This window comes from Marivita sp. S0852 (assembly GCF_046591575.1).
Classification (GTDB): Bacteria; Pseudomonadota; Alphaproteobacteria; order Rhodobacterales; family Rhodobacteraceae; genus Marivita.
Map to the genome: position 1 here is coordinate 1 of NZ_JBIQWA010000025.1, position 7,652 is coordinate 7,652.

Below are 7,652 nucleotides of genomic sequence, written 5' to 3' on the forward strand. Positions count from 1 at the left end.
CCTCCGCCGAAAACACCGAAACTATCCAAACCGAAACATGATCGCAGGCAGATGATCAGTCGCGCCCGAACTATCCGGGAATTACTGAGACGGCTGTCCGGGAATTAGCGTAATCGCTGTCCGGTATTTCTGAAATCCGCAACGCGAAGGGGATACGTTTGTGGTGCCAAAACTTGACCGGCTGGCGCGTTCCGTCCCTGACGCCCGCGCGATTGCGGCTCAGCTTGAAGAGATTGGCGTCAAACTCGCTATCGGTGCAAGCGTCCATGATCCAGCCGACCCGATGGGAAAGATGTTCTTCAACATCCTCGCCACCTTCGCTGAGTTTGAATCCGATCTGATCCGCATGCGTACCCGCAAAGGCATGGCTATCGCCCGCGCCAAGGGGAAACTGAAGGGTAAGAAGCCCAAGCTCTCGGACCGCCGCCAGATCGAGCTGCGCCGGATGTATAATACCGGGGAGTATTCGATCAGCGACCTTGCCGAGCTGTTCGATGTGTCGCGACCGACCGTCTATCGCGTGCTGCAACGGACCCAGAGCATCGATGGGGGAACAGCATGACCCCCACTGACTGGCCCTCACTGACGCATCAGATCTCCCTCGCAGACCGGCTGTTCGGCCAGCGCGGAGCAAAACTTCTTGGAGCTTGGCTGCACGAACAGATTGAGCGGATCACTGATCCTGCCTTCGCGCGCCTCTTCTCCGACCACATCGACCTGCCGGGTATAGTGCCAAGCGACTACAATCATCGCTTGATCGAGATCGGCGGTCAGCGGCTGCTGGGAGGCATCCGTTTCTATGGCGGGGACGTCGAACGGCCCTTCGTAGACATCGTTGCCCATGGGTTCGAGGATTGGGAACAGCTCCGGGACTGCGTGACGGCTGAGTGGGCGAGTTTCGCGCCGCGCCACTTTCGGACGCTCGTAGCAGCGGGTGCTGCGCTACCAAACGGTGCGCATGTGGATATGACGGTCTTCGCCGCCCGCTATCGTGACATGGCTCCGGCGGACGGCCGGCTCACGCTCGTCCCCTTCGTGGACGTGGAAGAGGCCGTCGGGATGGTTGCCGCCAGATACGAGGAACTGGCTAGAACCCAACCAACGCTCGCACGTAACATATCGGCGGCCGATGCAGATGATCTGCGACGCTGGCACAACGAAGGCCGATTGCGGGCAATCCGCGCGGCGGTCGAGGGCATTGAACGAACGGTAGGCCTGTTCACATCGGCCCCCGGCTCGGTGGAGTGGATTGATGGCGACGAGGTGAACGAGGAGGTCGTCCTGCACGCATTTAACGGGAATGGGTTCGCCGCCTCTGCCCAAAAGGTCTGGGCTGCCCGGCCCGATCTCGATCCTGACCGCCTGCTTATCGGCACAATCGACGGGCTGAACGCGGCCTCGCGCCGTTCCGCACAGCGTGCCGGGCGAGAAGCGATTCTAAACTACGTGTTTGTGCCCCTATGTTGAGGCCACTTCAGGCTAAGGACTCTCATTGAGCCACTTGTGACCGTGTGCTGGTTCAACTTGTGAACAACGACGCCAACCTCGTCATATCTGCCACATCGCACTGAACAAATTGCACCAGATAGCGCGGAAGGTCACAGAATACAGCGATTTCCTCAACCTGCCTCAAACGAACGATATTGGTGAAAAACTCGACCCACTAGATGTTGTGTTTTGCGAGACCAAGCTTTCTCAACCCTCTGTGATTGCGGGCAAAGGCGGTGTTTTTGGCGGATGGTGTGTGGGGTGATTTCGAATCTTAACTCGGAACCATTTTGGCAAGGCGTTTTAGGTTCTGTACGGTCGCTGCCAGGAGGAATTCTTCGGTTGCTCCTTTGAGGCCTCTGAGCCGGAGGCGTCTCAGGCCGAGATGTCGTTTCAAATGGGCGAACAACATCTCGACCTTTTTACGTCGTCGTCGGCTCTCGTCGTATGCAGACGTGTGCTTCAGGTCGCGCACGGTTTGGCGGGCATCTTCATCCATGTGGCGCGTGACAGTTCTGAATGGCGCGTCGGTACAGGCTTTGCGGATCGGACACGCGCCACAGGCTTGCTTGCTGGGGTAGTAACTTTTGATCCGGTCGTTTTCCTTGACCCGGCGCGGCGGCATCTCGTGACCTTCGAGACAGGTGAAGCTGTCCCGCTCGGCGTCATATTGGAAATGGCTGATATCATATTTGCCATTTGTCTGATGCTTGCGGTCCAGCACTGGAATGTGCGGCGTGACATCGCGTTTGAGCAATCAGGCCAGAAACGGGCCGGTGCCGTATGATCCATCTGCCGCGATCCGGTCGGGCTGGAAGTCATACCGTTCTGCACTGCGCTCCAACATCGTTTTGGTTGCGATGATCTCTTGACTCAGACGCGCAGGCGTCGCCTCGACGTCCATGATGATCCCATGATCGGTATCGATCAGGTAGTTAGTCTCATAGCTGAACCGGCCAGGCCCGTCTTTTAAGGACCAAGCGGCCTCCGGGTCGGTCTCGGACAGATACTTTGGGGGCTTCTTCTTTGGCCCAGGAGCTAGCTCATCTGTGTCTGCCAGCTTGGCAAGATATTCTGCTACGGGGCGCTGCACTTGTTCTTTGCGCGACCACAGCTTCTCGATCTCCTGTGGGGCATCTTTGCGATCTCTGTTGGCATCTGCCTCAATGGTGCTGCCATCGACTGCGGCATCAGTTCCGCCGACAAAGCCGAAACCCACGCATTTCTCCACGACGCTCTCAAACAAGCGACGCATGATATCACCATCGGCAAAGCGCCCATGCCGGTTCTTTGAGAAGGTCGAGCGGTCCGGCACACGGCCTTCCAGGCCCAGTTTGCAGAACCATCGATATGCCAGATTGAGATGGACTTCCTCGACAAGCCGCCGCTCAGACCGGATACTGTAAAGATAGCCGATAAGCAGTATGCGCAACATCAGCTCTGGATCGACAGAGGGGCGGCCTGTGTGGCTATAAAGGTCGGTGAGGTCAGCGCGGATCGAGTCGAAGTCCAACAGCCAGTCTATCTTGCGCAGCAGGTGATCTTTAGAGACATGATCCTCGATCCGGAACCGGTAAAACAGGTTCTCTTGCGTATCCAGCCGTCCCATCATCGCCTGATCCTCCTTGATGATATAGCAAGTGAATCAGCCCGTTGTGCCTTGATCAAGGAGAAAGGAAAAACATGCAAGTTCAACGAATAGATCACGTCCACATTGAAGTATCAGATCGCGAAACAGCTGCAGACTGGTACAAAAAAGTTTTAGGTCTGGAGCGCCACAAACAACTCCAGAGTTGGGCGGAAGACCCCATGGGGCCTCTAATTCTCCAAGGTGGCGATGGACATCCGACGCTTTCGCTGTTTGCGCGTGACTGCAAAGAACCAACACGCGACAGCACGATTGCATTCCGTGTCGATGGGCAGGAATTTCTTGAATTCTGCGAAAGCCTCGATGCTTTGAAATTGAGGGCAACGTCCGGCGGCATTCTGACCCGCACCAACGTGGTGGATCATGAAGTGTCTTGGTCCGTGTATTTTCTTGACCTCGACCAGAACCGGATTGAGGTCACAACCTACGACTATGACCAAGTTAGAATGGAAGTTTCCTGACCAATTTATGCCCAGTGTTTTTCACCAGTATCGAACGTTTGTGAAATATGCTGATTGGGTATGCTCGCGTCTCGAAAACAGACGGAAGCCAATCGCTGGATTTGCAGCGCGACGCTTTAATTTCAGCGGGTGTCGACGAGGATCAAATTTATTCAGATCACGCCTCAGGGAAGACAGATAAGCGCCTAGGACTAGAGGCCTGCCTGAAGGCCCTCCGCGCCGGCGATGTCCTGGTAATCTGGAAACTGGACCGGATGGGCCGCAGCTTGAATCATTTGGTGAGAACCACGACCGCGCTGACAGAGCGCGGTGTTGGACTGAAGGTGTTGACTGGTCAGGGAGCTCAGATCGACACGACAACCGCTGCCGGGCGGCTGTCATTTGGGATTTTTGCTGCATTGGCCGAATTCGAAAGCGAGCTGATCCGAGAACGCACCATGGCCGGTCTTGCCGCCGCACGCGCCAGGGGTCGGAAGGGTGGACGCAAATTTGCACTAAGCAAAGCCCAGGTGCGCATGGCACAGGCCGCAATGGCGAACAGAGACACCTCTGTTTCCGAATTATGCAAAGAGCTCGGGGTGAAACCGGTTACTCTCTACCGGTATGTCGATCCAAACGGAAACCTGCGCGATTACGGGAAGCGGGTCTTGGCGGCATGACCAACGAACGGCATATTTCGGGGAAATTCGGTGCGTTTCCACTCGACGAAGACAAAATTGACGATGCCACACTGGCGCTTTTGCGCCTCGGTCTACATGGCGAAAGCCGTGCTTGGAAAGGGTTTGACTGGGACAGCATGGAAAGACTTCACGAAAAGGGGCTCATATCTGATCCAGTTGGAAAAGCCCGTTCTGTCTGGCTCACCGATGAAGGTTTGGAAAAATCAGAACATCTTTTGCAGCAGCTGTTCGGGAAACCGTCCGATCAATCATGAAGTTCAGCATGCAACTGGCTCATATCGGCTTAGCGTAGGATTCCACACTCTCCCGCAATGGACCCCAATATTCGATCCTTTTGAGTGAAGGTCCGCTTGTCTTGCCAGTCTACGTATATACAGGGAAGTCTCCCTTTGAGCCAAGAAAGGCACTAAGCATATCGCCGATCTCCTGTCGCATACTTTCTTCAGGCAATGGAATACCATCTTCCACGATCCAAGCATGAATCAAAGCGTCTGCCGTCCCCACCAGCATGCTGGCTGTGCGGTCGCGCGACCGGACATCGAGGGGCAGCAGGGTCGCAACTCTATCAACGGCGCTTTCCTGTAGTGCTAGAATTCGCGTGCGATGCGCATCTGTCAGCGGGACTTGTGAGGACAGTACCCGGTGCAGCAAGGGGTCGTCCGAATGGAGCGAGACGAACGTCCCCACCAGCATGTCGACCAGCTCTTTCGGGGTGAGACGAAGGCACGGCCCATGCAGCTCGGCCATACGCGCGTCCACGTCTGCTACAATCTGCTCGGCTCGACTCAGGTGCCGATCCACGATCGCGTCAACCAGATCGCCCTTGCAACTGAAGTATTCGTACAGAGAGCCAATCGACACACCTGCGCGCTCTGCAACCGCATTTGTCGTGAATCCGGCCCAGCCACGCTCGACCAGAATCCGAGTTGCCCCCTCCAGGATCGTCTCGACCGTATGACGCGACCGCGCTTGCCGAGCCCGCCGGACCGTGCGTTTGCGGGGCTTGATTACGGCACGAGCGGCTCTTTCTCCCATGTTTTTCTCCGTCGCAAATCCGAGTGGCAAAAAGCCGAGTAATCTCTCAACTTATTATCATGCAGTACCTAAATTCACATCCATGGAAAACCTATCGCAACATCCTGCAGGAGGAATTTAATCTAAAGCTCCACACCGAACCGATGGAAAGCCGCCGGATCGTGAACGGACATGATATCCATATTGATGAATGGGCGGCCCGTGATCCCGACGGGACAGTGCGCAACGCACCCCATGGCACGGTGGTGCTGGTTCATGGCGGTGGCGGCAATGGCCGCGTCCTTGCGCCCTTCGCAGATGCGATTACGCAATTGAGTTGGCGCGTGGTTGCTCCGGACCTACCGGGGTTTGGACTGACAAAGCCCAGGGCGGACTGGCGAGGAAACTACGCCGAGTGGCCAAAGCTCGTGGCAGAGATCGCCGATGGGGAAGCAGGTCGGGTCATCTTGATGGGCTTGTCCATGGGAGGTCTGACGGCTGTTTACGCCGCAACGTTGATGAGCCGCCCCGCAGGGATCATCGTCACGACCTTGCTTGATTTAGCGGAGCCATGGACGTTTGTCGGCACCGCGCGAAACCGCTTCCTCGGTCTTGCAAGCCTTGTTTCAGCCCGTATCACGCCCTTCGTGATGGATCGCCTGAGCCTGCCACTCGCACTTGCCGCACCCCTCGACGCCATGAGCGCGAACGCGCGCATGACGCACTATTTCCAAAACGATCGCTTGCTCGGAAGGCGCTGGGTTCCCTTAAGGTTCTGGAGAACTGCCCATCGGTTCGGCCCGCCGCCGACGGCACTCCCTTGCGATCTGCTGTTGGTACATCCCGGAGCAGATGCTTGGACGCCCCCAGCGAAAAGTATCCCAGTCTTTGAGCGTATCACAACACCGAAGCACTACGTGCTGCTCGACGGTGGTTCGCACTTGCCGATCGAGCCGGCGGCGTTCGCTCAGCTCAGCGCCGAAGTCGCGACCTTTCTTGCTGAAAGGAGTTGACTGTGGTGGAACCGACCACGGCAGTTGGTGAGTGACGCACTAGCCAAATCGTTTGCCTAAGCACCTCAATTTGAAGATAAAAAGTCACTGAGCCCAGACCCGAATGGGACTCTATGCGCCATGTGGCTCAATCTCCAAAGCGGTTCTCTGATCGCGGTTATGTCAAGGGCGTTGGGTTTGTTGTCCGCCGGGGTCGTGGTTCTCTCCGAAGTCAGGTGATGCTGCTTCATGATGGCGTCCGGGGCTGATCGTCTGGAATGTCATTCACGAGGTTGATGCGGCAGGGTCACCTCGACCGCTTTACGCGAGATCGATCTGCCTCCGTCCCGGAGGACGCGAAACCCGCCCAGTGCTCAGGCGGGTATGCTGGGTGTCAGGTTATGGGCTCCTTCGTCCAATTGAATTCGGTTCCATCACGCCAGATGGCGTGGAGGATCACGGCGATTTTGCGCGCGGTTGCCACAGCGGCCTTCTTGAAGCCTTTGCGCGCGCTGAGCCGGATCGCCCAGGATTTAAGAGGTGAGAACCTCCTGACCTGCGTCATCAGGGACGTGGCGGCGGAGACGAGCAATCGGCGCATCTCGGCATCCCCACATTTGGAGATGCGGCCCGACCTGTCGATCTCACCCGATTGATATCGTCGTGGTGTCAGGCCAAGGAACGCGCCGACATCGGTTGATCGCCTGAACCTGTTTGAATCATCTATTGTCGCGATGAAATTGAGCGCCACGAGTGGACCGATGCCCGGCACTGTCATGAGGCGACGGGCCAGTGTATTCTGCTTGGCAATATGCATCAGGTCATCGCCCAGGGCCTCTTCCGAGGCGCAAAGCGTTTTGTGAATGGGTATCATGGTCTGCGCCAGAAGCCCCAGCATTGGATCACATGCACCTGCCTCGGCGAGCTGGTCGCGGAACCCCTGGCGATGATGGGCGCGCAAAACAGGCCCCATAACCGAGCTCGTCCAAGATAACCAAGTCGACCTTGGTCAGCATCTCAGCCATCTTTCCAGCCTTTCCGAGCGCTTTTTCCTGCTCCAATGCATTGACCAGTTCGACAGTCGAGAAGAAGCGGACCTTGCGCCTGTGATGTTCGATCGCCTGAACGCCGATTGCGGTCGCGGTGTGGCTTTTATCCGTTCCGGGTCCGCCGATCAGCACGACATTCTCAGCGGCTTCGATGAACTCGCATCGATGCAGCTGGCGTACGGGAGTGGGCAAAACTTGGGGGTGTCTGTGTATGTTGGTGGTTCGTTGAGAGGGGAAGTACCATGGACGTGCGGATTATTGTCGAGACAACCTTCGAGAATGGAACCACAAAGAGGCATTGTCTCGGCCGTCTATCCCGC

8 protein-coding genes and 4 pseudogenes are annotated in these 7,652 nt (G+C 56.8%); 7 read left to right on the forward strand and 5 right to left on the reverse strand.

Features of this window, described 5'->3' with window-relative positions:
- Nucleotides 1-154: 154 nt before the first annotated feature.
- A pseudogene (locus tag ACG74X_RS21065) lies at nt 155-379 on the forward strand (recombinase family protein); the annotation flags it as partial.
- Nucleotides 365-562, forward strand: coding sequence for a helix-turn-helix domain-containing protein (locus ACG74X_RS21070; protein ID WP_411237298.1), 198 nt, complete (start codon nt 365-367; stop codon nt 560-562). The pseudogene ACG74X_RS21065 and the gene ACG74X_RS21070, both read left to right, overlap by 15 nt.
- A 17-nt stretch (nt 563-579) precedes the next feature.
- Here ACG74X_RS21070 and ACG74X_RS21075 read toward each other — a convergent pair whose 3' ends face one another.
- Nucleotides 580-843, reverse strand: a complete 264-nt coding sequence (locus tag ACG74X_RS21075; protein WP_411237291.1) for a hypothetical protein — start codon at nt 841-843, stop codon at nt 580-582.
- Nucleotides 844-876: 33 nt separating this feature from the next.
- On the opposite strand from ACG74X_RS21075, the gene ACG74X_RS21080 reads away from it, so the two are divergent.
- Nucleotides 877-1,467, forward strand: a complete 591-nt coding sequence (locus ACG74X_RS21080) for a hypothetical protein (protein WP_411237292.1) — start codon at nt 877-879, stop codon at nt 1,465-1,467.
- Nucleotides 1,468-1,762: 295 nt separating this feature from the next.
- On the opposite strand, the pseudogene ACG74X_RS21085 reads toward ACG74X_RS21080, so the two are convergent.
- Nucleotides 1,763-3,100, reverse strand: a pseudogene (locus tag ACG74X_RS21085) (transposase).
- 71 nt (nt 3,101-3,171) lie between these two features.
- Between ACG74X_RS21085 and ACG74X_RS21090 the strand changes: the two are divergent.
- Genes ACG74X_RS21090 through ACG74X_RS21100 form a run of 3 tightly spaced genes read left to right on the forward strand, consistent with a single transcriptional unit; the run spans nt 3,172 to nt 4,531 of the window.
- Entirely contained in the window at nt 3,172-3,597 is a 426-nt protein-coding gene (locus tag ACG74X_RS21090; RefSeq protein ID WP_411237293.1) for a VOC family protein, read from the forward strand.
- A 47-nt stretch (nt 3,598-3,644) separates the two neighbouring features.
- Nucleotides 3,645-4,256 (forward strand): recombinase family protein, encoded by a 612-nt coding sequence (locus ACG74X_RS21095; protein ID WP_411237294.1) that lies wholly within the window; start codon nt 3,645-3,647, stop codon nt 4,254-4,256.
- A complete protein-coding gene (locus ACG74X_RS21100; RefSeq protein WP_411237295.1) occupies nt 4,253-4,531 on the forward strand; it encodes a DUF6429 family protein in 279 nt (92 codons plus the stop codon). The genes ACG74X_RS21095 and ACG74X_RS21100 overlap by 4 nt, the downstream gene beginning before the upstream one ends.
- Nucleotides 4,532-4,640: 109 nt before the next feature.
- Here ACG74X_RS21100 and ACG74X_RS21105 read toward each other — a convergent pair whose 3' ends face one another.
- Nucleotides 4,641-5,312: a TetR/AcrR family transcriptional regulator gene (locus ACG74X_RS21105; RefSeq protein ID WP_411237296.1), complete on the reverse strand. Its 672-nt coding sequence runs from the start codon at nt 5,310-5,312 to the stop codon at nt 4,641-4,643.
- Nucleotides 5,313-5,371: 59 nt separating this feature from the next.
- Here ACG74X_RS21105 and ACG74X_RS21110 point away from each other — a divergent pair, with 59 nt between their 5' ends.
- Nucleotides 5,372-6,304 carry an alpha/beta hydrolase gene (locus tag ACG74X_RS21110; protein WP_411237297.1) on the forward strand — a complete coding sequence of 311 codons (933 nt, stop codon included), beginning with the start codon at nt 5,372-5,374 and terminating at the stop codon, nt 6,302-6,304.
- Nucleotides 6,305-6,677: 373 nt separating this feature from the next.
- On the opposite strand, the pseudogene ACG74X_RS21115 reads toward ACG74X_RS21110, so the two are convergent.
- Both ACG74X_RS21115 and ACG74X_RS21120 read right to left on the reverse strand, forming a co-directional pair.
- Nucleotides 6,678-7,229: pseudogene (locus tag ACG74X_RS21115) on the reverse strand (IS110 family transposase); the annotation flags it as partial.
- 25 nt (nt 7,230-7,254) lie between these two features.
- Nucleotides 7,255-7,512: pseudogene (locus ACG74X_RS21120) on the reverse strand (ATP-binding protein); the annotation flags it as partial.
- Nucleotides 7,513-7,652 lie beyond the last annotated feature (140 nt).